Here is a 23,640-nt window from a genome sequence, read left to right on the forward strand (position 1 = left end):
TACATTGCGATTAATAAAATAATGGAACGTTATATTCAAGTATTACATTAAATCTCATTAAAAGGCTTTGGACACACACGAATAATGCAGTTATATGAATCACATACAAAATGATAAAGGATGGACCCTCCGCCTCCGCGGAGGGTGACGAGAATGGGATGCTGAGGGTGACGAAGATGGGATGCTAAGGGTGACGAGGAAGGGATGCTGAGAGTGACGAGAATGGGATGCTAAGGGTGATGAGGGATGGGATGCTGAGAGTGACGAGGAAGGGATGCGGAGGGTGATGAGGAAGGGATGCTGAGAGTGATGAGGAAGGGATGCTGAGAGTGACGAGGATGGGATGCTGAGAGTGACGAGGATGGAATGCTGAGAGTGACGAGGATGGGATGCTGAGAGTGATATATTAAAAAATAAGGATCGTTCAGGCATAAACGTGGTACTTGGGTATTTATAAGGTGCTTCAATTTTGTGAGGATTTCTCAGGAACAAGTCGCGGTACGTCGAAATTGGAAGTGTCAACACCCCCTAAATGATTAAACAGGATTATCGCTGTCCAGAAATAGATGGGGCAAATTAAAATAGCTAGCTACATAGTTTCCTAATGCCTGAATTCCATACCGCTCTGTTGCATGATGTCCACAGGCAAAATAATGGATTCCTAATTCTTTCGCTTGATAATAAGTCCGTTCAGATACCTCACCACTTATATAAGCATCGACCCCCAAGTCATGAGCATGTTCGATATAATCCTGAGCAGCGCCAGTACACAGCGCTATTGATTTTATGTCTTTGGAATTACCCGCGATATGAAGAGGCTTTCGTCCAAAAGAGTGTTCCAGAACGTCATTAAATTGAGTATCTGTCATTTGTTTTGGTAGAAGACCAGTCCATAACAAATTATCTGTAGAACCGACTTGATGCATTTGTACTGAATCCAGTAACAATAACTTAGCCAAACATGCATTATTACCAAGCTCAGGATGACAATCGAGGGGCAAATGATAAGCAAACAGGTTAATGTCGTGATTCAATAATTTGCAGATTCGTTGGCGCTTCATTCCTGTGATGACAGGATCTTCGCCTCGCCAAAAATAACCATGATGGACTAATAGCGCATCTGCACGCCATTCAATTGCCTGAGAAATAATGTCCTCAGATGCAGTAACTGCAGTACAGATGCGCTTGATTTGTTCTTTGCCTTCAACCTGAATTCCATTTGGAGCATAGTCATTGAATTTACTGCAATTCAACAAATCATTCAGGAAAAGACTTAATTCACTACGTTTAATCACCGTTCAGAAACCCGCTTGATATCAGCACCCAGAAGAGACAATTTTTCTTCTATACGTTCATATCCTCTATCAACATGATAGATTCGCTCAACAGCAGTTTCTCCCTCAGCCACCAAACCCGCTAATATCAAACTGGCTGAAGCACGAAGATCGGTTGCCATAACAGGTGCTCCAGTTAATTTTTCAACCCCGTTGATAATCGCAGTATTACCATTAAGCTGAATCTGAGCGCCCATACGTTGCAATTCCTGCACATGCATAAAACGGTTTTCAAAAATTGTTTCAACTATCGTTGAAGAACCTTCAGCGACTGAATTCATTGCCATAAATTGAGCTTGCATATCCGTTGCAAAAGCAGGATAAGGAGCCGTTGAAATATGTACCGCCTGAGGACGTTTGCCATGCATATTTAAACTGACCCAGTCTTCACCTATAGTCAACTCTGCCCCAGCTTCCTCAAATTTGCATAATTGAGACAGTAAGGTATCGGGTCGTACTCTTTTTACGGTTACATGACCTCTGGTCAATGCTCCGGCAGCAAGATAAGTACCTGCTTCTATTCGGTCAGACATAACCGCGTAAGTTCCACCAGCCAGTGACTCAACACCTTCAACTTCAATAGTTGATGTTCCGGCTCCTGAAATTTTGGCACCCATTTGGATAAGGAAATTAGCTAAATCAACCACTTCCGGTTCACGTGCAGCATTCTTAATAATGGTTGTACCTTCTGCAAGCACTGCAGCCATGAGAATATTCTCAGTACCCGTTACGGTAACGGTATCAAACATTAATCGACGACCCTGCAAGCGTCCTCGTTTACAACGTGCATTGATATAACCATTCTTAACAGTAATATCAGCCCCCATGGCCTTTAATGCTTTTAGATGCAAATCAACTGGACGTGTACCAATCGCACACCCTCCAGGTAGAGAAACATCAGCTTTACCAAATCTTGCTAACATTGGCCCTAAAACCAGAATGGAAGCACGCATTGTTTTAACTAAATCATAAGGAGCCACAAACTCATTGACCTGGCTGGCATCTACCTGGACATTCATTTTTTCATCAACAATTAAATGTGCACCGAGTTGTCCCAGAAGCTCCATCATTGTTGTAATGTCTTTTAAATGAGGAACATTTGAAATGGTTACATGGTCACTGGCAAGTAAGCTGGCAGCCATTATGGGTAATGCCGCATTTTTCGCGCCCGAAATAACTACTTCCCCATTTAATGCCTTACCACCGTTTATTAATAATTTATCCATGTTGCTTCCCCCATTCTTCTTTTGTCCATGTCTTCATGCTTAAAGCATGAAGCCTGCCAGTGGTAATTAAGTCATTGAGCTGTGCATAGACCCATTGCTGTCGAGCGACCCTGGTTTTATTTAAAAAAATATCGGTTACTATTACTAATTGATACTGGTAACCATCGCCTGTTACTTCGACATGAAGCACTTCGTCAATGCTTTTAAGTCTCTGTTCAATTTCTTCATTACTTAACATAAAGTTAGCTCACTAATTGAAATAAATACAATTTTTTTACCCTAGTTGTAAAAAAAAATATAAATGAGGATTATACAGTCATACCAAAGGAGGTTTTATATTAAAAAAACGAGCCTGCACGAAAGGCAGGCCAGGGTCTTAGGGATGATGAGTATTGACCTAATTCAGGTTATTCTATTCATGCGGTTTCTAAAATACTCTTTACTCCACAAAATTCGGCTAAAGACTGAGTTTCTGGAGATATCCCTATCACTTCAAATATCTTGTTACTGTGCTTACACAGTTTTCTTGCCTCAATCAGCAATGCCAAGCCTGCGCTATCACAATGCGTCACATCACTTAAATCAAGACAAAATGTATTACTGGTATCATCCATCAACGCTTTAAACAGCTTAGCGCGTACAGATACCACTGATTTAAAAGTAAGTTCAGAACCGGGTTTAAAATTAATTTTGTCCACGATTATGAAGCCTTTTTAACTTGTTTCTTCTGCATTTCCGCAATCACTTCATTTATACTCGAATGTTGCAACGCCTGAGCGAATTGAGATCTGAAGCTCTGTAACAAACTCACTCCTTCAACACTTATGTCATATATTTTCCAATATCCATTTTTTGAAACCAAACTATAGCTCAAGGGAATGTTTTGCCCTTTGGAACGAACAATCACACTATTTACCCGGATAAATCGACTATCCAGTGAACCACGTAAGGGTAAAAACTGAATGGTTTCATCGGAATATTGAGCAAGTGGACTGGAATAGGTACGTATGACCAGTCGGGTAAAAGCTTTAGAAAATTCAAGTCGCTCAGATGGTGATGCTTTGTTCCAAGCTTGACGACCTAAGACTGATCGGGACATACCGGCTACATCAACATTAGGTAATAAATAGGTTTCTACTGCTTTGTAAATAATGGAAGGATTGCTCTTTAAACTGGATTTATTTTCCTTGAGAGTAGCAATAATATCATTAGCAGCGCGTTCCAGCATAGGTACAGGAGATGTCTGTGCCGCCATCATTTGAGATAAGGACATACAAGCAACTAATAAAATTGTTTTCAATACTCTCATGGTTCACCTATTTCTTAATATTAAATAATAATTGGCCTATAAGATTCTCAAGAATGATCGCTTCCTGAGTTTTAGCAATCACATCCCCTTCCCGTAAATAAGGATGATTATTACTTTCCTCATCTTCAAAACCTGGAACAATACTAATATAATTGGAACCAAGCAAGCCTTCGGTCAAAATTCGTGCAGATGAATCTTCGTAGGGTATCTTTTTATCACTTCTTAAAGTCATTGTAACCCGGGCATTGAGTTCACCTGGCTGTAACTCAATTCGACTCACTTCACCAATTCGAACACCAGCAACAGTAACAGGAGCTCTTACCTTTAATCCACCAATATCAGTAAAATCCGCCGTGACCTGATAGCCTTTACGAGAGATGAAATCATTAAAACTACTGACTTTCATTGCCATTACCAATAATGCCAATAGGCCAAGCAACATAAATATTCCTACACTTATGTCTACATAGCGTTGCTTTTTCATTTACCAATCTCCAATCATCATTGCAGTCAACAAAAAATCGAGCCCTAAAACAGCAAGCGATGAATATACTACTGTCTTAGTCGTCGCCTGACTAATGCCCTCCGCTGTTGGCACACACTCAAACCCCTGGAATACCGCAATCCAGGTCACAACAAAAGCAAAAACAAAACTTTTAATTATGCCACTAAATATATCGATACGAAAATTAACAGCAGCCTGCATATTAGACCAGAAACTGCCGTCATCCACACCTAACCAATGTACCCCAATAAAATACCCACCATAAATAGCTACAGCAGAAAAAATCAATGCAAGTACAGGTAAGGCAATAAATCCAGCCATAAAACGCGGATAAATCACTCTGCCTAATGGATCAACGCCCATCATATCCATACTGGATAATTGCTCTGTTGCTTTCATCAAGCCAATTTCAGCAGTCAGTGCTGACCCCGCCCTTCCGGCAAACAACAAGGCACTGATAACCGGTCCTAGTTCTCGTGCAATACTCAAGGCCAGTAATTGTCCCAGCTGACTTGCTGCGCCAAATTTTTGCAATGTATTATAACCTTGCAATCCAACAACCATGCCAATAAATAAAGCCGATACAATGATAATCAAACAGGACAATACACCAACGAAGTACAGTTGATGGCGCAACAAAGGCCATAACTTAGGTATATTAGGTCTTCTGAACAACATGGTAAATAAGAATAATCCTGAATTACCAATATTTTGTAAAACCTGTATACCACGATTACCAAGACGCGCGATTGTATCAAGCATCTAATAACTCCTCTGTATAAGGTCTGGCCGGGTAATGAAAAGGCACTACGCCATCTGCTTCACCGTGCATAAACTGTTTTACCTGTGGTTCACTGGATTGAATTAACTCATCAGGAGTTCCCTGACCAATAATTTTTCCACCTGAAATCAAATAAATATAATCCGCGATCGAACAGGTTTCTTCAACATCATGAGACACTATAATGGTTGTGGTATGTAACAACTGATTCAGCCGTTTTATTAAACGCACCAAAACCCCCATTGAAATGGGATCCTGTCCCGTAAACGGTTCATCATACATCATTAGCTCAGGGTCAAGCGCTATCGTTCGCGCCAATGCTACTCGCCTTGCCATACCACCAGATAACTGGGCTGGCATCAAATTCGCTGCGCCACGCAAACCTACTGCTTCAAGCTTCATTAAGACTATATCACGTAACATGGAATAATTTAATTGAGTATGTTCCCGCAATGGGAATGCAACATTGTCAAATACAGAAAGATGGGTAAACAGCGCGCTGCTTTGAAAAAGCAGACCCATAGTACGCCTCGCCTCATATAAAGCTTTGCGGGAAAGCTGATGTATGTTTTGTCCGTGTACATACACCTCACCATTATCAGGTGTCAATTGGGCACCAATCAACCTTAATAAGGTGGTTTTCCCTGAACCGCTAGGCCCCATAATAGCAGTGATTTTCCCCTGTTTCACTACCATATCAATGCCATCAAAAATGTAGCGGTTATCCCGTGTAAAGATCAGATTTTTAATTTCAACCCAATTTTCAGGCATGCTCTCATTTCCAATTTTAGTCTGAATTTAGAAGTATATACTGGTTAAAAAAAAAATGTGGTTTTTAATTGCGTTTGAATAAAAAAAAAGTTCATTTATAAAAAAAAATAGGGATACATCATTCAAAAGCATTGTGTTAGAATGAAAAATACACAAAAAAAAATACAAATTGCCTATGAATTTTTGCACACTTGGACTAGCAGTTATTGAAACTGAAGCACAAGCTGTCTTCGAATTAACTCAGAGAATTGATGCTCGATTTGAAAAAGCCTGTGAGTTATTACTTGCCTGTAAAGGGCGCATCGTAGTAACCGGGATGGGCAAATCCGGGCATATAGCCAATAAATTGGCCGCTACGTTCTCCAGTACCGGCAGCCCCGCTTTTTTTATGCATCCCGGCGAAGCAAGTCATGGTGATCTGGGCATGATCACTCGTCAAGATACCGTTGTAGCAATTTCTCATTCCGGTAATACCGTAGAAATTGTAACCATCTTGCCTTTATTAAAACGTCTTGAAGTACCGTTGATAACTCTGACCGGGAATGTTGATTCTACCCTGGCTAAATCAGCCGATGTCAATCTGGATGTCAGCATCAAACAAGAAGCATGTCCATTGGGTCTTGCTCCGACAACAAGCACCACCGTTTCACTGGTTATGGGAGATGCATTAGCTATAGCCCTTCTTCAGGCACGTGGTTTTAGTGCCGAAGACTTTGCCTTGTCGCATCCAGGTGGTGCATTGGGTAAAAAACTGTTACTCCGAATTGATGATTTATGCCATAAAGGTGATCAGCTCCCCCTGACCAATGAGAAGGCAACGATTAGTGAAGCCCTGATTGAAGTAACGGACAAAAAGCTTGGCATGACCTGCGTTGTAGACAATCAAGGATATCTGGTCGGTGTTTATACTGATGGTGATGTTCGAAGAACCTTAACCCGTCAATACGATATTAATACGACTCAGCTTAAGGAAGTAATGACCCGCAACTGCAGAACCATCCATATGGGAATGCTGGCAGCTGAAGCTTTGGCGATTATGCAAAAATACAGTATCACTTCATTAGTCGTGGTGGATGATATGAACCGACCTTATGCTGTGCTCCATTTACATGATTTATTAAGAGCCGGTGTTTTTTAATTTAGAGAATAAAATGAACGAATTATTTGAAAAAGCAAAAAAAATTCAATGCCTTATTTGTGATGTCGATGGAGTACTTACCGATGGGCTGCTTCACATAGACAATCATGGCAATGAATTAAAATCTTTTCATGTCCAAGATGGGATGGGTTTGAAACTTCTTATGGCAATTGGCATAGAAGTTGCTGTAATTACTACCGCTCGAAATGCAGTTGTAGACCACAGAATGAAGCAATTAGGAATCACCCATTATTTCAAGGGGCAAGTTGACAAACGCGACGCATATCAACAGCTTAAAAAAACACTGGGGCTGCACGATGAGCAATTCGCCTATATTGGCGATGATTTACCGGACTTGCCATTAATTCAGCAAGTAGGATTGGGGGTAGCAGTTGGAAACGCCGTACCTCAAGTTAAAGAGTTTGCAGATTGGCAAACGCAACAAACAGGTGGACGTGGAGCAGTCAGGGAACTATGCGACTTAATTCTGAGCGCACAAAATAAAATGGACTTAGCACTTGAAGGTTATCTAAAACAATGAATGCCATCAAACAAGCAATATGGTTGTTTTTAGCACTAGCACTTTTGACCTGCTCAAGTTGGTATCTTTCCAACTCCAAGAAACATATCAGCTTGGATAATGATGTTTTATCGACGACTATTGATACCACAATCACTCACCTGACCGTCAGGCAATTTAATAATGAAGGGGTACTGATTAATTTATTAACTACTCCTTTAATGGAACATATTCCAAAAGATGACATCCACCTGCTTAAGACACCACATATTATTATCAATCAGGAAGATCAACCTGCATGGGAAATTAATTCACTGCGAGCTAAATCATATGATGGAGGCAAACGCATTAAGTTTATAGAACAGGTTATTGTTCATCAAAATCCTGGTGATAAAACTCAGGAAAGCACCTTGAAAACAGAAGAAGTAACCTATTACCCTAAAGAAAAAAAAGCGACTACAGATTTGTTCGTAACCTTTGAACAACCAGGAAATATCATTCAGTCAACTGGAATGAATGCTTACCTTGATGAAAAACGCGTCGAACTGCTCCACCAAGCCAGAGGAAGCTATGAGCCAGCCAAAGGTTAACTTCAGTTTATTTTTAATTCTGATGCTGAACTTGATGGTTGGATATGCCCTGCCCACGGACAAAGAACAGATTATGCATGTAGTATCTGATTCCGCGGATTTAAGTCAAAAAAACCATAAAGGAATCTATACTGGTAATGTTGAATTCATCCAAGGCACAACCAAACTGAATGCTGCAAAGGCGATAACTCAAGGTGATGCCAAAAATCAGTTAACCCTGGCCATAGCCAATGGAGAAAATGGAAAACAAGCTCATTACTGGACCGAAACCGGGCCAGACAAACCGCCCTTCCATGCCTACGCCGATACTATAAAATATTATCCATTAAAACATCTGATAGAGTTAATTGGTAACGCACGTATAGAACAAGGAACCAATTCATTAGCTGCGGCTAAAATTAGCTATGATACTTTGGAGCAGCATGTTGTATCTGAAAGCGACGGGAAAACCAGAACAACAATCATAATCTACCCAGAAAAGAAACCGACATGAGTCTATTAGAAGCCATAGAGTTAAAAAAATCATTTAAATCCAGAACTGTTGTTAATGGCATTAGCATTAATATTAAAAAAGGCGAATGCGTTGGATTACTGGGGCCTAATGGTGCAGGTAAAACCACCTGTTTCTATATGATAGTTGGCCTGCAATCCTGTGATGAAGGTCAAATAATTCTTAATGGTAAAGACATTACGCATTCAGCAATGCACCAAAGGGCACGATTAGGGATCAGCTATCTGCCACAGGAAGCTTCCGTATTCCGTAAACTCACCGTTGCAGAAAACATCATGGCAATATTGCAACTCCGGACTGATTTAGACGATCAGGCTCGCGAAGAAAAGCTGGATCTGCTTCTTCAGGAATTCCATATTACCCATATTGAAAAAAGTTTGGGAATGTCATTATCTGGCGGAGAAAGAAGACGAGTTGAAATCGCAAGAGCTTTGGCCATTGAACCTTCCTTTATTTTACTTGATGAACCTTTTGCCGGTGTTGATCCTATTTCGGTCATAGACATTAAAAAAATTATTCAGCATTTATGCGATCATGGTATTGGGGTATTAATTACTGATCATAATGTCCGGGAAACACTGGATATTTGTGAACGAGCCTATATTGTAAGCCAAGGAAAAATTTTATGTGAAGGCGCTCCGGAAGTCATCCTGGCGAATAAACAAGTAAGGGCAGTATACCTCGGCGAGGATTTTGCTTTATAGGATCCCAATGCTTTTACTGATTGATAATTACGACTCATTTACTTATAACCTGGTACAATATTTTCAATGTTTGAACCAGGAAGTTACGGTTCATCCTAATGATCAAATTAATATAAACGATATAAGAAGACTTGCGCCTGAATTTCTAGTCATCTCACCCGGTCCAAAATCGCCAGATGAGGCAGGCATTTCCTTAGAGGCAATCAGAGCACTACATCAAGAGATTCCAATATTAGGTGTTTGTCTTGGTCATCAGTGTCTGGCTCAGGCTTTTGGGGGAACAATTATCCCTGCACCTGAAATCATGCATGGGAAAACGTCAGAAATCCACCATAATAACAAAGGACTCTTCAAGAATATTCCCAACAACTTTAAAGCCACAAGATACCACTCTCTGGCAGTCGAAGAATCAAATTTACCGGATTGTTTTTCTATAGATGCCTGGACAGATAATACAATTATGGCAATTTCACATCGTCAATATCCCCTTTTTGGTCTACAATTTCACCCGGAAGCAATTTTAAGCCAATACGGTTTGCAATTATTAGAGAATTTTTTAAATTATGAAACCCAATCAACTATTTGAACAGCTAATCGCGAAGAAGGATCTGAGTCCTTCTCAGATGCATGAAGTTATTCATGACTGTATGACGGGTCAATTGAATGATACGCAAATCGCTACCTTTTTGGCGCTCATGAGAATGAAAGGTGAAACAGCCAATGAACTGACCGCTGCAGCAAAAGTAATGCGAAAATTAGCTCATCCTATTGAACTGGGCGAGAATCTGATTGATATCGTTGGCACTGGTGGTGACGGTAAAAATACCTTTAACGTATCCACTGCCTGCAGTTTTGTTGTCGCTGGAGCAGGAGTTCAAGTTGCTAAGCATGGGAATCGTTCCGTATCAAGCCGTAGTGGTAGTGCCGATTTATTGGAACAGGCGGGATTTATCTTGAATCTTACTGACGAGCAGATGCATACCTGCATCAAACAATGCGGTTTGGCTTTTCTGTTTGCCCCCCATTATCACCCGGCCATGCAGCATGCACGATCAGCGCGTCAACAATTAGGAATTAGAACTCTGTTCAATTTACTGGGTCCATTGGTCAATCCAGCGCAAGTAAAAAAACAGGTTGTCGGAGTTTACCCTGGTACCTGGTTAAAACCTTTATCTACTGTACTGGCTAATTTAGGCTGTGAACGTTCACTGGTGATCAGTTCGCATGATGGACTGGATGAAATCAGTATTGCTTCACCTACTGATGTTGTGGAGTACCGTAATGGAGTGTATAAAGAATGGTTAATCAATCCTGAGCAATATGGTATAAAACACCGCTCGCTGGATGCAATTATTGTCGACTCACCCCAGCAAAGTCTGGAATTGATTACATCCGTATTTTCCGGGATACCTGGGCCAGCGCGTGACATGGTTCTGCTTAATTCTGCAGCGGCAATTTATTGTGCCAAAGATGATTTATCATTCGAACTTGCGCTTGAGCAGGCCAAAACGTCAATAGACAGTGGTAACGCAGCTCAATGTTTCACCAATCTTCGTATCCTAACTCAAAACTTAAATAAAGAATCACACCATGAATAGTATTTTACAACGCATTGCTCAATATAAGCAGGAAGAGGTTGCACACTCAAAAAAAATTAAGCCCCTGAGTTCTCTTTCCAAAGAACACTTTATAGAAAAACGAGATTTTCTAGCAGCGCTTCAACACAGTTCGTCTCCTGCGATCATTGCAGAAATAAAAAAAGCGTCTCCAAGTAAAGGACTCATTAGAGAAGACTTTGATGTCGCGGAAATTGCAACTATTTATGCCCAAAATGGCGCAAAATGTATATCTGTTCTGACCGATACACATTTTTTTCAAGGTCACCCTGATTATTTAGCGCTGGCAAAATTACAGTGCAATCTACCTGTTTTACGAAAGGATTTTATTATCGATCCGTACCAAATCCATGAAAGTCTGGCTTTGGGCGCTGATTGCATCCTTCTTATTGTTGCGATGCTAGATGACCCACAGTTAGCTGATTTTTGTCAGTTAGCCCAGGAACTTAACCTGTCTGTACTGGTTGAAAGTCATACTAGAGAAGAACTGGAACGGGCCATAAAATTACCTACTCCATTAATAGGCATAAACAACCGCAGTTTACATACCTTTAAGACCGACATGCAATTAAGCATTCAACTCAAACAGTATGTACCCGTAGATAAAATGATTATTACAGAAAGCGGAATCAATACGCGTGACGACATTAAATTAATGCAGTCTCATGGGATTAATACATTTCTTATCGGAGAAAGTCTCATGCGCTCCAAAAATATTGGTGAAGCACTCAAGGGATTAATAAGCGATCCCTGTTAAATTATTCTTCATATCCTGGTTCAGGAGTTTGAATGGGCTCAGGTTCAGGCAATTCAGGGTAACCGGGTTCAAATGGCTCTGGAGTTATTGGATATTCCATCGGCTCCTCGGGATACTCATATGGGTCATTTGGTATTTCGCTGTTTCTCAAAGTAACACCTTTCAGTTGTCATTTTAATTAATTATAGCAAAGCCAATTTCATGTATTGGTGGTAATCCAAATTATTTCTAGCGAATCATAAAATCAGGACTTACACATTGCACTAGCCCCTAAATAAATTCAGGAAATCTGACAACCTGAACGCAGTGAAGAATCTCCAAATGCAGGCACTGCACCAAACTCAGGAGATCCCTCATTGCATTCGGGATGACGTGTTCGGAGATTATCACGTCATCCTGAATGCAGTGAAGGATCTCCCAATGCAGGCACTGCACCAAACTCAGGAGATCCCTCATTGCATTCGGGATGACGTGCTCGGAGATTATCACGTCATCCTGAACGCAGTGAAGGGTCTCCCAATGCAGGCACAGCACCAAATTCAGGAGATCCCTCATTGCATTCGGGATGATGTACTCGGAAATTATCACGTCATCCTGAACGCAGTGAAGGATCTCCAAATCCAGGCACAGCACCAAATTCAGGAGCTCCCACATTGCATTCGGGATGACGTGCTCGGAGATTATCACGTCATCCTGAACGCAGTGAAGGATCTCCAAATCCAGGCACAGCACCACATTCAGGAGCTCCCACAGTGCATTCGGGATGACGTTACCCTGGGTTAATAAGATGATACACAATGTGCCTCATGATTGATGACAGTTTGGTATCAGAATAAATTGTGATACCCTTCTGAAATTGGGTTTCTCTTCATTATGCATCAAACATGATGTGTAGACCGAAGAAGAATGAACCGATTGATTCAGTTTTTTGACGACTCTAATTTCGACGTCCCGCGACTTGTTCGCGAGATCCAGTTCGATCTTGATAAATACATTATGTTCGCCAATCTTACTGGATCTCTGAATCCCGCTAACAAGTCAGGGAACGTTGGGAGTGAATTACTGAATCATCAAAACACTCTATCCGTTGACGAAGTACAACCAATTAAACAACAGAATACTGGGGAACTAAAATGAAGGTTGCTGTAATTACTGGTGCTGCAAGCGGCATAGGACTAGCTCTAAGCCATATATGCCTACAACGTGGTATCAAGGTAGTCATGGTCGATAAGGACGGCTCCAGACTGATTAAAGAGGCCAACACGCTGATCGCCTTATTTCCTGGATCAGTACTCAATAAAACCTGTGATATCACAAAACCTGATGAAATTGTACAACTGCTGCACTATGTAGATACTCATTGTGGAAGAATAGACTGGCTTTTTAATAATGCAGGAATCATGGGTACTTTGGCACCCGTCTGGGAATTACAGCCAGAACAATTGAACCAGGTTATGGATGTCAATTTATATGGGATGACTCATGTCATCCGGATTTTTATGCCTTATTTATTCAAACAACAATTCCATTCCCATATTATAAATATGGGAAGTATGTATGGACTGTGTTCCGGTTCACAAATTGCAGCGTATTCCATGTCAAAACATGCTGTTTTGGCATTATCTGAATCACTGTTTTATGATCTTAAACGACTTGAAAAACCTGTTGATGTGTCAGTAGTTTTCCCTTCATTTACTGATACCGCATTGCTATCCAATAATTCAGCTGAATCCCAGTCTGCATTTCACGAGTCTTTAAATTCACTGTTAGCGCATTCACGCCCTGCATCAGATGTCGCGTTGCATATTATTCAAGAAGTGGAACTAAAACGATTTTATATATTGCCGGACAAAGAAGTTAAGGGGTACTGTGAGGAACGAACAAACGCCATCCTCCGGCAGGAAAACCCATATATTAATAACATTGAAAAACTGATGAATTCTCTAATCAAACGTAAACGAGTTTTAGTTTAGAGAAAATTCAAAAAATGTAAGTCGTAGCCTGTATTAGACGAAGTCGTAATACAGGTTCAACCTTCTCAAGCAATTTCCAACGCTTATAGCTCTGACGAAACAACCCTGCATTACGACTTCGTCTAATACAGGCTACAATTGCTGACAATCAATCAAGAGTTAAATTTTAAACTAAATCGTTTTTTTCCCAGCATTTCTAATAATTCACGCCGAAACATGTGATAGTCAACCTCCAGGGCATGACGCCTGTTGGACTTGAAGCGATAATGCGGTTTATTAATTTCCTTCTCTATTTTTTTATGCAACTGCTCTGGTCGCTGTAAACTTCCATTGATAATGCGTGCAACAATTTTCGATTGATAATCAGCTAAAGGCCAAATACACCCTTGTGGTTGACAAAGACCAATAAAATATAAATTATCAAAATCTGGATGCATCATTTTTCGATAAAGAGGAATTTTGGTGGAATTACTAAAATCAAGACACTCTTTATCAAAAAAAGGAAAACTGATTTGATACCCTGTTGCAAAAATGACTGTATCAAACTCATCTTTGCTGCCATCTGTAAAATGCACTTCATTCCCTTCGAAATGGGATATTCCTGGGCGAGGTATTATTTTTCCATGACGAATAAAATAAAGTAGCTCCGAGTTGATTGTGGGATGTATTTCTAAAGGGCCGCAATCGGGTTTCATTAATTTGTATTTACCATAGCGTCCCTGTAAGCCTCTGACTACCAAACTGATAAATTTCTGTCTTAACCAGGACGGCATCCACTGAATTTTAGCTACAGCTACATCAGTAGGTTTACCAAAAATAAATTTGGGAAAAATATGATATCCGCGGCGCATACTGATGCAGGTTTTAGGAGACACTCGAGAAATTTCTACGGCTACATCACAGGCTGAATTTCCGCCACCGACTACTAATACACGTTTATCTTTAAAAACTGATGCTTTTTTATATTGGTGGGAATGAAGCACCTCACCAGAAAATTCCCCTTGATATTTAGGCACAGTGGGATCCCAATGATGGCCATTTGCTACCAACAAAAAGTCATAGCACTCTTCATGAGTACCATGTGAATCCTCATAAAGTACGTTCCATTTCTGATCATCAGTTCGTGTAACTTTTAAAACCGTAGTATTAAAACGAACATACTTGTTCAGATCGAAATGTTCAGCATAGCTCTTAAAATAATTTAATAACTGCGCATGGGATGGATAGTCAGAATATTCCGCGGGCATAGGAAAGTCTTCAAATTCCGACCACCTCTTTGAACTGATAATATGAGTAGTTTCATAGACACTTGAATGATTATTATTCTCATCATAAACCCAATTACCGCCTATTTGATTGTTTTTTTCAAAAGCTGTGATATCGGTTAAACCTTGTTCCTGTAAATTTTTAATTGCTGCAATTCCACTTGGGCCAGCTCCAATAACACAGATACGAGGAGATAAACAGTCTTTATGCGCCCTTACTATTTCCATCAATTAACACCTTTTCAACTTTATCTAATATCATCGCCTGTACGACTTTATCTTTATCAATAGTAAAGTGGTTTACATTAACCTCTTTTAATGAATCTACATTTACGTTTTCAATATGAGTTGCTTCCGGATTTACTGCCCTTAACTTTAAACCACTAAACATAGGAACATAACCAGGTTTATAAACATTAAGCACCTGTTTTACGTTTGGAGGTACTATGGTTTGAGATACGGCATCAACCGTAACTAACAGCGCAACAGGAACACCTGCGTCATTTAGATTACGCGCAACCTTAATCTGCTCATTGGCGCCCAATGAATGGCCAATTAATATAATCGGTCTGTGTTCTTTTTGTCTGTAATACCGATCAATAATGTTTCGACTTACTTCACCTGCGTTATACCACATAGTACTTCGAGATGAAATGTGGTATTTATCTGCTACTGTATCTCTTAATTGATTCATACCCTTACTAAAAATACCTAAGCCGCCTCGCATGGTATGCACTTCACCTTTTTTAACAGGTACTGTGTTCCCCTTTGGCGTATTTTTATTCACGGTACTGGTATTATGTATCGCTTTTTTTCTATAAGCACTTCGGGAACCGGATAAATCGACGCATCCAGTTAAAATAACACTCGTTAACAACAATAAGAACGGTATAAAGAAATATGTTTGCTGATTGCGACAATAGTTCATATTATTTTTATTGTGAATTATCGAAAGTTTATCATAACGTATTCTTGATTTATTTTACAGAGGCTTAGCTCGTCAATTATTCAGGAACTCAATCATGCCACTCTCAATGGATGTACAGTTAAGAAAAATCTCTTAATCCAGTAAAGCAATTGAATCCAGATAACGCCCCTGCCCCCATGAAACATGAACCAGTTCCAAAGCATGCCATTGGGCTTCCTGTTCTACCTGTGTTGCAACGACCTGAATGTCCAGGGTTTTAGCCATTTCGTTAAAATAATGAATAAAAAACTGCTTACTCTCATTTTCATCAATATCCTGTACCAGGCTACCATGCAATTTTACATAATCGACATGTAATTCACTTAAATAATGAAGAGGAGAAAAATGAATCCCAACACGATCCACGCCAATCTTAACTCCCAATTTTTGAGCTTGCTTGGCAAATAATTTCACATCAGGAAACGAGTCCAGTACCTTGTTCTCACTTATTTCTAAAGATAAATTTTTTAATATATCCGGCGGTGTATTTTTTAATTGTTGTAAATAAGCTTCTCTATGCTCTTTATTCACCAAAGTATCTTCCGATATGTTCAGTGCAAAACACTCAGTGGAGGCAATTTTTTTGGCAGTCAATTCTTTAAGAACATACAGATCAATCAGAAAAGCCAATCCCATTTTTTCAGCCACTGGCATAAAATAACCCGCCCCTAATTCATCATTATCCTGATCTTGAATTCTTACAAAGATCTCTTTATGTAGAAAATCTTTGCCGTTGGTAACCCCTTGCGCATACAAATACATGTTTTTTTTGTCCAAGAAATTGACCAGGTCATCACGAGTAATTAAGCGCGGATACTTAAACGTATCATGTTCTTTCTGGCAATAGAACACCTGGAGTTCACGGGCTTTTTTAACCGACAAATCAACCATGGATAATAAGTTGGATACACTTTGATGAGCAAAATATCCAGCGGCTCCCATATGGGATTCACAAGGTTTAATCTCACTAATTGCCTGTCTTAAACTACTCTCAAACTCCTTACATTGCTTATCAAATATCTCCGGATCTTGCTCGTGATTAATTACCGCAAAGGTACTTCCGCTAATTCGTGCAATAGTACTGACTGAAGAGTGATTCCAGAATTCCTTGCATATTTTGGCAACGACTAAAACCAGATTATCTCCTTGCTGATAACCATGTTTTTGGTTCAGATCATCCAACCCGTCAATAACGATCATCAGGACGTAACCGGGAATAAACTCATCCTCATTATCCAGAATTGCAGATAATTGTTGTAAAAAATACCGACGATTACTTAATCCTGTCAACGGATCCTGATAAACCTGTACACGCAATAATTCAGCTTGTTGTAATTGATCTTCAAATAATGATTTAATTTTTAGCACCATCTGATTCATCGCCAGTGTCACCTGCTTCAATTCAGGCGTTCGAGGTATGTGCTTTTCAATTGGAAACTCATGTTCTGATATGGCTAGAGCCTGTGCAGTAACTCGTTTTAAAGGTCTCAATAACAGCTGAATAAACCCATAAGTTAGTAGCAGAACGACTAAAGCAAAAATAATATAAGCCTTAACCATTTCTACTGCATTACGCCACAGAGCACTATAAACATTACTGGGATCACTGATAACAGATACTACTCCTGCCTGCATCCATCCATCCATAACCAGCGACGATTTTTCAGTTAACGGCCATTGGATCAAATGGACAAACCATTGAGGAACATCATGTTGCTGGGCCATCAGTTTTTTGGTGATAAGAACCTTTCCCTTAATGTCTTTAACCCGAATAAAGGAAAAGTAGCCTCTATCAAATACTGCCTGAACCATGGCGTTCATGGTTGGCAGATCATGGTTTAATAATGATTGAGATAACGACAATCCTAGGGAGGTAGCTGTATCCTGAGCATTACTCTCAATTTGCTGGATAAAAAAGTTACGAGCATTATTCATTGTAATAAAATAAGTGCCAATAAAAACGAGCAGTAACATCATTAAAGCACCCAAAGCCATTTTCTTAATCAGTGTCATGGTCTCTCACCTTTTATTGCATACGTTTTATTAATTCGTCCCATTTGCCTAAACCTTTGGATTGTCCCATAAAGGACCCTTGACCACGTTGTTTAGCAAGCCATAAACCTTCTCCATTAAAACTGTATATTGGTTTGAGATCAGTGCGTTTGGACGCCCGCAGTATCTCGGGTTCCAAACTGTCTAAAATAAGGGGCTCAGCTTCGGGTGATGGATAATAAGATAAAACCATATGTGCCTGATTTAATTTAAGTGATGTAACGTAAGTAATTCTCAATCGTTCCGTTGGCACACCTAAGGTGATCAAAGTAAAATATTTAATGATCGCATAATCCTCACAATCTCCTCCGCCATCGATAATAAATTCATCAGGAGATTTCCAATAATCCTCAATACCTTCGGATTGCATATCAGACTCATACCCAAATTGATTAAAAAAAGAATTTACTTTCTCTAATTTTATGTCAATGGATTCATTTTCCAGAGTTTTTATTAAATTACCCCAGGCTCGAAATCTTTTTTTGATATCACCTTGGGATTTTTGCTCCATTTGTTGAATTTTTTCAAGACTTATAGGAGTAGAAGCATAAAGACCAGAATGGAATGAATAAAAAAAAGCCAGGCACACCAAAAGAAGTGTGCCTGGTGTTCCATTATGCTTTTTGGGGCCGATTTTTGAATGTAACAAGTACCCCTTGTACATGAGCCAGTTCCTTTAATCGTTCCATTCCATTACCTGCATGCCCACGATATTCATAAGGTCCTACAAGCACTGACAAGCGATTATCACACCTGGTTATGAACGCTGAAAAACCAAGACCAATCAAACGATTTACCAGTGCAACAGCATTACTTTTTACATTGAAAACACCTGCTGAAACATACCATAATTTAGGCGTTACCTGCTGAGGATAAGTAGTATTCTTATCGATTATCGCCTTGTTTATTGGAGTTGTTTCCATATTTTTAACAGGCTGAGCCAAAAGCATGGGATGATCCGTATCATTAGGATAAGGTATTTCATCCATTTTTTTATTTAACAAAATATGCGTTTGAGCTGAGCTAAATACATCATTATTTACTACATTAACAGGTAATCTTAGTTTTAAATAATACAATAATCTACCCATTCCATTCAGAATTCTAAACCGTGACAGCATCTCGTCGTTTTGACCTTGAGCCAGCTCAATTTCAGATTGATAATACTCATTCTGAGAATCCAGCAGGTCAAGCAGAGTTCTTTTTCCTACCTTAAACTCATCCTGATAGGCAGTACGTGTTTTTCGTGAAGCAATGACATGTGTTTTTAGAGGTTTTAATCTGAGTGTTGCAGAAGTATACGTATTCCAGGACAACCTGATTGCTTCCTTCAATTGAAGCAAACTACGATTTTTTATTTCATACGCTTCCTGAACCTGATACGCAGTCTGACGAACATAAGCCTCATCTGCTCCACCACGGAAGGCATTATAATTCATACGAATTGCAGCAAGATCTGAATTATTCGGTCCAACCAAACCGCTAAGATTCCTGTTTTTGGAAGCACTCAATACCAAATCGACTTTGGGATAATATGCGGCTCTTGCTACTTCATACTGAGCTTTAGCCTGCTTGATGTCTGCATAACTGGATTTAATTGTAGGATGATTATCCAATCCTTTTTCAAGTGCCTTAGTCAAGGTACTTGGCAATTCCTTATTAGTTGGTATATGTGGCCATGTCAAATGTTCAGGCCATTTTCCTACCAGTTTCGCATAGTTAATACGCACTTCCTGAAGATTGGCCTGGGCACTAATTTTATTGGATTCAGCCAGAGCAAGTCTTGCGACTGCCTGATCTACTTCAGCTTCACGCGAAATTCCTGCATCCGCCCGCTCTTTAATCATTTTAAAAACGGCTCTATGAGCTTGCAGGTTACTTACAGAATACCTATATAAACGTTCATGCATTAATACTGCCAGATAAGCCTTAGTGATATCCAGAGCCAAGTCTTCAGCAACACCCTGAGTTTTCCAACGTTGGCCTTGAGTTAGGTATTGATTTCGTTTGACTTCATTAACTATCCCGCCACCAGCAAACAAATTCTGCTTAAACTCCACTGCAGATTCGGTACGATCTAATATGGCAACATTAGTATCATCAATCGCCGTAGTGGTTGGATTTAAACTTCTCTCGCGACCAAAGCCACCAGTCACATCAATTGTAGGATAATAAGCACCTTTAGCCTTATCAATCCCTTGTTTGGCAGACAATCCCTTTGCTGTATTTGACAAAACATCCGGATTTGAAATCATGCCATGTTGAACAGCATCATATAAAGTATCAGCAGCTGCATACGATGAACCAAGAACAGCAACCAATATTATCGCATGTCTCATGCCACTTCCTCATCCCTATTAAAAGAAAAAAATTTATAGAATAATTCGATCCTACTAAGTTAATTCATGTGACAGGTTGCTTCAATAGATTTTTGAATTCTTTTTTTATCTGCTACTATAAGCAAATGATTGATTTGCAGGATATTTTTTCATTATGGTTGCTCTTTTCTCAGTAGTGTCGGTCAGTCAACTGAACAGACAAGTAAAAAGCTATCTTGAAAATGAAATGGGGGTAGTTCATGTTGAAGGTGAAATTTCAAATTTAAGCAAACCCTCATCCGGACATTTTTATTTCACTCTAAAAGACAGCTCAGCTCAAATTCGCTGTGTGTTTTTTAAAAACAGGCATTTTGGATCTGCAGCAGGACAACTTGGTGATGGGAAGCAAATCGTGGCAAGTGGTACATTAAGTCTTTACGAAGCTCGGGGAGACTATCAGCTCATAGTCGATCAAATAACGGATGCAGGTCTTGGAGAACTCTATCAACGATTTGAAGAACTGAAAAATAAACTTGCATCCGAAGGATTATTTAATCCCGCCAGGAAAAAAAAGATACCCGAGATACCAAAAACCATAGGAATTATCACTTCAGCGAGTGGCGCTGCTCTTCGTGATATTTTATCAACTTTGGCACGTCGTTTTCCCCTGGCACATATCATCATCTATCCAAGTGAAGTCCAAGGTGCAACAGCACCGCAACAACTGATTAAAGCCTTGCAATTTGCCAATGCAAACCCTCGATGCGATGTACTGATATTGGCTCGGGGTGGAGGGAGCATAGAGGATTTATGGGCCTTTAATAACGAACAGCTGGCACGTGAAATCGCCGTCAGTACTATTCCCATAGTATCTGGTGTAGGGCATGAAACCGATTTTACGATTGCAGATTTCGTAGCCGATCTCAGAGCCGAAACACCAACAGCTGCCGCGATCGCCGTTACCCCGAACTGTGTTGAGCTAATAAATCGTATTAATCAGGCAATAACCCGCTTACACACGACAATATCACGATTCATACAGAACCATCAGCTGAAAGTCAGCCACTTATTAGACAAAATCTCATCGCCGCGGCAAACCATCATTTCTTATTGGCAAACAGTAGACTATATGGAACGACAATTAGTAGCAAATCAAACTCAATTGATTAACCGAAAACAACAGGATGTGAGTCGCTGTTTATTTTTGTTGCATGCAAACAATCCGAAAACGCAAATAGAACAAACCCAGATCCGCATCAATCAAATCGTGTTACAGCTAATTCATCATATCAAAAATAAAGTCATTCAACTGAGGCATCAATTGGCAAATAATTTGTCAACTTTGCACGCGGTAAGCCCCTTGGCTACACTAGAAAGAGGATATGCTATAGCCACGATAAACAATAAAGTAATTTTTACTACACAACAAGTACATATAGGAGATGCCATAGAAGTACGTTTGGCAAAAGGCAATCTAGCTTGTGAAGTAACTCACATTAAGGACTGAACACGATCATGAACAAACTATTTCTTTGTACCGCCCTCTTCTTATGGAGTTTATCAACCAGTACATTTGCCATAGCTTTACCCGAGAATCATGCGGTCAATGGTGGATTAACCATAATTCCCATAGACATTAAAAAACAACCAGAAGCTTATTATCATGGGAACAAAATACCGGTCGTTCCCAGTGTTAAACCGAATCAGTGGTTGCTTATTGTAGCCATACCGTTAAATAATAGTGAACCAATTCAATATCTGGACATTACAAAACCCGTAAAAACAACCATCCCGTTTCAAGTCAGCAATAAATTTTATACTACTCAATTTTTAAATATTAAAGACATTAGCAAGGTAGATCCACAACCACAAGATTTATTACGTATCAAAAATGAAACCCAAAAGTTAGCCCAGATCTATGCAACCTACTCCAATGCCAATCCATTCAAACAACAATTTACAGCTCCGCTACGTGGACCCATAAGCAGTTTATTCGGCTTGAAAAGAGTTTATAACAAACAACCCAGAGATCCCCATTCAGGACTTGATATTGCAACACCCGAAGGTGAGCCTATTCATGCAGTAAACGATGGTATTGTGGTAGAAACCGGTGATTATTTTTTTACTGGAAATACGGTGATTATTGACCATGGTATGGGTGTATTTTCCCTTTATGCTCATCTGAGCAAAATTCTTGTAAAAACTGGTGAACCAATAAAACAGGGGCAAGAACTTGGCCTTGTAGGAATGACCGGAAGGGTCACAGGACCTCATCTGCATTGGACCATGATAGTCAATCAAACTTTGGTTGAACCCTTACTTTTTGTACCCATTCGCAATATTGCAATCACCCCGCCAGCTCAACCCCAAAAATCGGTTAAAAAAGACGAATCACCCATGGTAAAATCATGATCAATGAACTCGGAAGCAGCCTGGATTTAATCATCATTCAAACGCAGAATAATTCCAGAACCCTTGGAATTATTCTGCTTATTCCCTGGTCAGTGTTTTTTATCAGTCATTTTATTACGAAACGAATTCTGTTACTGGGTATTATTCCAAGACACCTTCGTGGACTCCCTGGAATTATTTGTGCTCCGTTGCTCCATGCAAACTTTAATCATATATTTTTCAACTCAATTCCTTTACTGGTGTTAAGTAATTTTATTCTAATTAATGGTCTGTATTATTATCTTGTAGTGACTTTCTTCATCACTGTGCTCAGCGGTCTGGCAATCTGGTGTTTCGCCAAACCTGGTTTGCATATAGGCGCCAGTGCTTTAATAACCGGTTACTGGGGATTTTTGATTAGTAATATTTATCAACAAGGCACCTTAACCACAGTAATTTTGGGATTGGTGAGTCTGTATTATTTTGCCGGTATCTTTTTTGGAATATTTCCAAGAGAAAAGGGAGTATCCTGGGAAGGTCACTTATTCGGATTACTTGCTGGTTTGGCGACCAGTTACTTGCTTACTCTGTAACCTCGCAATTACCTCAGATAACATCTTCTTGAGTACAGCGAAGGATCTCCCATAAGTTGCCACAGTGCCATGCTCTGGTGATCCCTGATTGCAATCGGGATGACGTGTTCTGGAGTTCTAGTGGTTTCATAAGCTACAACGTCATCCTGAGCGCAGCGAAGGATCTCCAAAAGTTGGTACAGTGCCATACTCTGGAGATCCCTCATTGCATTCGGGATGACGTGCTCTGGAGTTATAGTGGTTTCATAAGGTACAACGTCATCCTGAGCGCAGCGAAGGATCTCCATAAGTTGCCACAGTGCCATGCTCTGGAGATCAC

Annotated in this window: 28 protein-coding genes; 14 read left to right on the forward strand and 14 right to left on the reverse strand. The window is 39.9% G+C overall.

All coding sequences use genetic code 11. The features are described 5' to 3' along the window. Nucleotides 1–536 precede the first annotated feature (536 nt). The 8 genes from IZU94_RS08215 to IZU94_RS08250 all read right to left on the reverse strand — a co-directional run bounded on the left by IZU94_RS08215 (nt 537) and on the right by IZU94_RS08250 (nt 5,926). Nucleotides 537–1,295 (reverse strand): Nif3-like dinuclear metal center hexameric protein, encoded by a 759-nt coding sequence (locus IZU94_RS08215; RefSeq protein WP_203109747.1) that lies wholly within the window; start codon nt 1,293–1,295, stop codon nt 537–539. Continuing rightward, the gene (gene murA, locus IZU94_RS08220; RefSeq protein WP_203109749.1) at nt 1,292–2,560 is read right to left on the reverse strand and encodes a UDP-N-acetylglucosamine 1-carboxyvinyltransferase; all 1,269 of its coding nucleotides are present in this window, start codon (nt 2,558–2,560) and stop codon (nt 1,292–1,294) included. The genes IZU94_RS08215 and murA overlap by 4 nt, the downstream gene beginning before the upstream one ends. Continuing rightward, on the reverse strand, nt 2,553–2,798 hold the full coding sequence (locus IZU94_RS08225; RefSeq protein WP_203109751.1) for a BolA family protein: 246 nt from the start codon (nt 2,796–2,798) through the stop codon (nt 2,553–2,555). The genes murA and IZU94_RS08225 overlap by 8 nt, the downstream gene beginning before the upstream one ends. A 178-nt stretch (nt 2,799–2,976) precedes the next feature. Continuing rightward, entirely contained in the window at nt 2,977–3,258 is a 282-nt protein-coding gene (locus tag IZU94_RS08230; RefSeq protein ID WP_058474242.1) for an STAS domain-containing protein, read from the reverse strand. A gap of 2 nt (nt 3,259–3,260) precedes the next feature. Further along, nucleotides 3,261–3,869 carry an MlaC/ttg2D family ABC transporter substrate-binding protein gene (locus tag IZU94_RS08235; protein WP_203109753.1) on the reverse strand — a complete coding sequence of 203 codons (609 nt, stop codon included), beginning with the start codon at nt 3,867–3,869 and terminating at the stop codon, nt 3,261–3,263. A 7-nt stretch (nt 3,870–3,876) separates the two neighbouring features. Then, nucleotides 3,877–4,353 carry an outer membrane lipid asymmetry maintenance protein MlaD gene (mlaD, locus tag IZU94_RS08240; RefSeq protein WP_058474240.1) on the reverse strand — a complete coding sequence of 159 codons (477 nt, stop codon included), beginning with the start codon at nt 4,351–4,353 and terminating at the stop codon, nt 3,877–3,879. Then, entirely contained in the window at nt 4,354–5,136 is a 783-nt protein-coding gene (gene mlaE, locus IZU94_RS08245) for a lipid asymmetry maintenance ABC transporter permease subunit MlaE (protein WP_058474239.1), read from the reverse strand. After that, nucleotides 5,129–5,926: an ATP-binding cassette domain-containing protein gene (locus IZU94_RS08250; protein WP_203109755.1), complete on the reverse strand. Its 798-nt coding sequence runs from the start codon at nt 5,924–5,926 to the stop codon at nt 5,129–5,131. Before IZU94_RS08250 ends, mlaE begins: the two co-directional genes overlap by 8 nt. 175 nt (nt 5,927–6,101) lie before the next feature. Between IZU94_RS08250 and IZU94_RS08255 the strand changes: the two genes are divergently transcribed. From IZU94_RS08255 to IZU94_RS08305, 11 genes are all read left to right on the forward strand, one after another. Next, complete coding sequence (locus IZU94_RS08255; RefSeq protein WP_203109757.1) at nt 6,102–7,064, forward strand: KpsF/GutQ family sugar-phosphate isomerase; 963 nt, start codon at nt 6,102–6,104, stop codon at nt 7,062–7,064. A 13-nt stretch (nt 7,065–7,077) separates the two neighbouring features. Then, nucleotides 7,078–7,605, forward strand: coding sequence for a 3-deoxy-manno-octulosonate-8-phosphatase KdsC (gene kdsC, locus IZU94_RS08260; protein ID WP_203109759.1), 528 nt, complete (start codon nt 7,078–7,080; stop codon nt 7,603–7,605). Continuing rightward, nucleotides 7,602–8,174: an LPS export ABC transporter periplasmic protein LptC gene (gene lptC / locus IZU94_RS08265; RefSeq protein ID WP_203109761.1), complete on the forward strand. Its 573-nt coding sequence runs from the start codon at nt 7,602–7,604 to the stop codon at nt 8,172–8,174. Before kdsC ends, lptC begins: the two co-directional genes overlap by 4 nt. Next, a complete protein-coding gene (gene lptA / locus IZU94_RS08270) occupies nt 8,155–8,667 on the forward strand; it encodes a lipopolysaccharide transport periplasmic protein LptA (protein ID WP_203109763.1) in 513 nt (170 codons plus the stop codon). Before lptC ends, lptA begins: the two co-directional genes overlap by 20 nt. Next, nucleotides 8,664–9,389, forward strand: coding sequence for an LPS export ABC transporter ATP-binding protein (lptB, locus tag IZU94_RS08275; RefSeq protein ID WP_203109764.1), 726 nt, complete (start codon nt 8,664–8,666; stop codon nt 9,387–9,389). The genes lptA and lptB overlap by 4 nt, the downstream gene beginning before the upstream one ends. Before the next feature lie 7 nt (nt 9,390–9,396). Continuing rightward, the gene (locus IZU94_RS08280; RefSeq protein ID WP_203109765.1) at nt 9,397–9,975 is read left to right on the forward strand and encodes an anthranilate synthase component II; all 579 of its coding nucleotides are present in this window, start codon (nt 9,397–9,399) and stop codon (nt 9,973–9,975) included. Next, nucleotides 9,953–10,987 (forward strand): anthranilate phosphoribosyltransferase, encoded by a 1,035-nt coding sequence (gene trpD / locus IZU94_RS08285; protein ID WP_203109766.1) that lies wholly within the window; start codon nt 9,953–9,955, stop codon nt 10,985–10,987. Before IZU94_RS08280 ends, trpD begins: the two co-directional genes overlap by 23 nt. Next, the gene (trpC, locus tag IZU94_RS08290; RefSeq protein ID WP_203109767.1) at nt 10,980–11,762 is read left to right on the forward strand and encodes an indole-3-glycerol phosphate synthase TrpC; all 783 of its coding nucleotides are present in this window, start codon (nt 10,980–10,982) and stop codon (nt 11,760–11,762) included. Before trpD ends, trpC begins: the two co-directional genes overlap by 8 nt. Before the next feature lie 306 nt (nt 11,763–12,068). Continuing rightward, the gene (locus tag IZU94_RS08295) at nt 12,069–12,545 is read left to right on the forward strand and encodes a hypothetical protein (protein ID WP_203109768.1); all 477 of its coding nucleotides are present in this window, start codon (nt 12,069–12,071) and stop codon (nt 12,543–12,545) included. Nucleotides 12,546–12,668: 123 nt separating this feature from the next. Then, nucleotides 12,669–12,899 (forward strand): hypothetical protein, encoded by a 231-nt coding sequence (locus tag IZU94_RS08300; RefSeq protein WP_203109769.1) that lies wholly within the window; start codon nt 12,669–12,671, stop codon nt 12,897–12,899. Next, entirely contained in the window at nt 12,896–13,735 is an 840-nt protein-coding gene (locus IZU94_RS08305) for an SDR family NAD(P)-dependent oxidoreductase (protein ID WP_203109771.1), read from the forward strand. Before IZU94_RS08300 ends, IZU94_RS08305 begins: the two co-directional genes overlap by 4 nt. Before the next feature lie 152 nt (nt 13,736–13,887). On the opposite strand, the gene IZU94_RS08310 is transcribed toward IZU94_RS08305, so the two are convergent. From IZU94_RS08310 to IZU94_RS08330, 5 genes are all read right to left on the reverse strand, one after another. Further along, complete coding sequence (locus IZU94_RS08310) at nt 13,888–15,228, reverse strand: flavin-containing monooxygenase (protein ID WP_203109773.1); 1,341 nt, start codon at nt 15,226–15,228, stop codon at nt 13,888–13,890. After that, on the reverse strand, nt 15,206–15,928 hold the full coding sequence (locus tag IZU94_RS08315; RefSeq protein WP_203109775.1) for a hypothetical protein: 723 nt from the start codon (nt 15,926–15,928) through the stop codon (nt 15,206–15,208). The genes IZU94_RS08310 and IZU94_RS08315 overlap by 23 nt, the downstream gene beginning before the upstream one ends. 132 nt (nt 15,929–16,060) lie before the next feature. Beyond that, a complete protein-coding gene (locus tag IZU94_RS08320; protein WP_203109776.1) occupies nt 16,061–17,980 on the reverse strand; it encodes a bifunctional diguanylate cyclase/phosphodiesterase in 1,920 nt (639 codons plus the stop codon). 13 nt (nt 17,981–17,993) lie between these two features. Then, nucleotides 17,994–18,683: a transglutaminase-like cysteine peptidase gene (locus IZU94_RS08325; RefSeq protein ID WP_203109777.1), complete on the reverse strand. Its 690-nt coding sequence runs from the start codon at nt 18,681–18,683 to the stop codon at nt 17,994–17,996. Further along, entirely contained in the window at nt 18,634–20,358 is a 1,725-nt protein-coding gene (locus IZU94_RS08330; RefSeq protein ID WP_203109778.1) for a TolC family outer membrane protein, read from the reverse strand. Before IZU94_RS08330 ends, IZU94_RS08325 begins: the two co-directional genes overlap by 50 nt. Before the next feature lie 154 nt (nt 20,359–20,512). On the opposite strand from IZU94_RS08330, the gene xseA reads away from it, so the two are divergent. From xseA to IZU94_RS08345, 3 genes are read left to right on the forward strand one after another with little or no spacing between them, the layout of a single operon-like run. Next, nucleotides 20,513–21,844, forward strand: coding sequence for an exodeoxyribonuclease VII large subunit (gene xseA, locus IZU94_RS08335; protein ID WP_203109780.1), 1,332 nt, complete (start codon nt 20,513–20,515; stop codon nt 21,842–21,844). An 8-nt stretch (nt 21,845–21,852) separates the two neighbouring features. Beyond that, nucleotides 21,853–22,749 (forward strand): M23 family metallopeptidase, encoded by an 897-nt coding sequence (locus IZU94_RS08340; RefSeq protein ID WP_203109782.1) that lies wholly within the window; start codon nt 21,853–21,855, stop codon nt 22,747–22,749. Continuing rightward, the gene (locus tag IZU94_RS08345; RefSeq protein WP_203109784.1) at nt 22,746–23,321 is read left to right on the forward strand and encodes a rhomboid family intramembrane serine protease; all 576 of its coding nucleotides are present in this window, start codon (nt 22,746–22,748) and stop codon (nt 23,319–23,321) included. The genes IZU94_RS08340 and IZU94_RS08345 overlap by 4 nt, the downstream gene beginning before the upstream one ends. An 8-nt stretch (nt 23,322–23,329) precedes the next feature. On the opposite strand, the gene IZU94_RS08350 is transcribed toward IZU94_RS08345, so the two are convergent. Next, nucleotides 23,330–23,640, reverse strand: a 311-nt coding sequence (locus tag IZU94_RS08350; RefSeq protein ID WP_203109786.1) for a hypothetical protein, incomplete at its 5' end; no start/stop codon positions are given.

The sequence above is a fragment of the Legionella bononiensis genome, assembly GCF_016786215.1.
In the GTDB taxonomy this organism is placed as follows: domain Bacteria; phylum Pseudomonadota; class Gammaproteobacteria; order Legionellales; family Legionellaceae; genus Legionella; species Legionella bononiensis.

Bases quoted from the DNA above. Each gene is read 5' to 3' on its own strand.
- murA (WP_203109749.1), bottom strand. From the start codon at position 2,560: ATGGATAAATTATTAATAAACGGTGGTAAGGCATTAAATGGGGAAGTA.
- IZU94_RS08225 (WP_203109751.1), bottom strand. From the start codon at position 2,798: ATGTTAAGTAATGAAGAAATTGAACAGAGACTTAAAAGCATTGACGAA.
- IZU94_RS08235 (WP_203109753.1), bottom strand. From the start codon at position 3,869: ATGAGAGTATTGAAAACAATTTTATTAGTTGCTTGTATGTCCTTATCT.
- mlaD (WP_058474240.1), bottom strand. From the start codon at position 4,353: ATGAAAAAGCAACGCTATGTAGACATAAGTGTAGGAATATTTATGTTG.
- mlaE (WP_058474239.1), bottom strand. From the start codon at position 5,136: ATGCTTGATACAATCGCGCGTCTTGGTAATCGTGGTATACAGGTTTTA.
- IZU94_RS08250 (WP_203109755.1), bottom strand. From the start codon at position 5,926: ATGCCTGAAAATTGGGTTGAAATTAAAAATCTGATCTTTACACGGGAT.
- IZU94_RS08255 (WP_203109757.1), top strand. From the start codon at position 6,102: ATGAATTTTTGCACACTTGGACTAGCAGTTATTGAAACTGAAGCACAA.
- kdsC (WP_203109759.1), top strand. From the start codon at position 7,078: ATGAACGAATTATTTGAAAAAGCAAAAAAAATTCAATGCCTTATTTGT.
- lptC (WP_203109761.1), top strand. From the start codon at position 7,602: ATGAATGCCATCAAACAAGCAATATGGTTGTTTTTAGCACTAGCACTT.
- lptA (WP_203109763.1), top strand. From the start codon at position 8,155: ATGAGCCAGCCAAAGGTTAACTTCAGTTTATTTTTAATTCTGATGCTG.
- lptB (WP_203109764.1), top strand. From the start codon at position 8,664: ATGAGTCTATTAGAAGCCATAGAGTTAAAAAAATCATTTAAATCCAGA.
- IZU94_RS08280 (WP_203109765.1), top strand. From the start codon at position 9,397: ATGCTTTTACTGATTGATAATTACGACTCATTTACTTATAACCTGGTA.
- trpD (WP_203109766.1), top strand. From the start codon at position 9,953: ATGAAACCCAATCAACTATTTGAACAGCTAATCGCGAAGAAGGATCTG.
- trpC (WP_203109767.1), top strand. From the start codon at position 10,980: ATGAATAGTATTTTACAACGCATTGCTCAATATAAGCAGGAAGAGGTT.
- IZU94_RS08300 (WP_203109769.1), top strand. From the start codon at position 12,669: ATGAACCGATTGATTCAGTTTTTTGACGACTCTAATTTCGACGTCCCG.
- IZU94_RS08305 (WP_203109771.1), top strand. From the start codon at position 12,896: ATGAAGGTTGCTGTAATTACTGGTGCTGCAAGCGGCATAGGACTAGCT.
- IZU94_RS08310 (WP_203109773.1), bottom strand. From the start codon at position 15,228: ATGGAAATAGTAAGGGCGCATAAAGACTGTTTATCTCCTCGTATCTGT.
- IZU94_RS08315 (WP_203109775.1), bottom strand. From the start codon at position 15,928: ATGAACTATTGTCGCAATCAGCAAACATATTTCTTTATACCGTTCTTA.
- IZU94_RS08320 (WP_203109776.1), bottom strand. From the start codon at position 17,980: ATGACACTGATTAAGAAAATGGCTTTGGGTGCTTTAATGATGTTACTG.
- IZU94_RS08325 (WP_203109777.1), bottom strand. From the start codon at position 18,683: ATGTACAAGGGGTACTTGTTACATTCAAAAATCGGCCCCAAAAAGCAT.
- IZU94_RS08330 (WP_203109778.1), bottom strand. From the start codon at position 20,358: ATGAGACATGCGATAATATTGGTTGCTGTTCTTGGTTCATCGTATGCA.
- xseA (WP_203109780.1), top strand. From the start codon at position 20,513: ATGGTTGCTCTTTTCTCAGTAGTGTCGGTCAGTCAACTGAACAGACAA.
- IZU94_RS08340 (WP_203109782.1), top strand. From the start codon at position 21,853: ATGAACAAACTATTTCTTTGTACCGCCCTCTTCTTATGGAGTTTATCA.
- IZU94_RS08345 (WP_203109784.1), top strand. From the start codon at position 22,746: ATGATCAATGAACTCGGAAGCAGCCTGGATTTAATCATCATTCAAACG.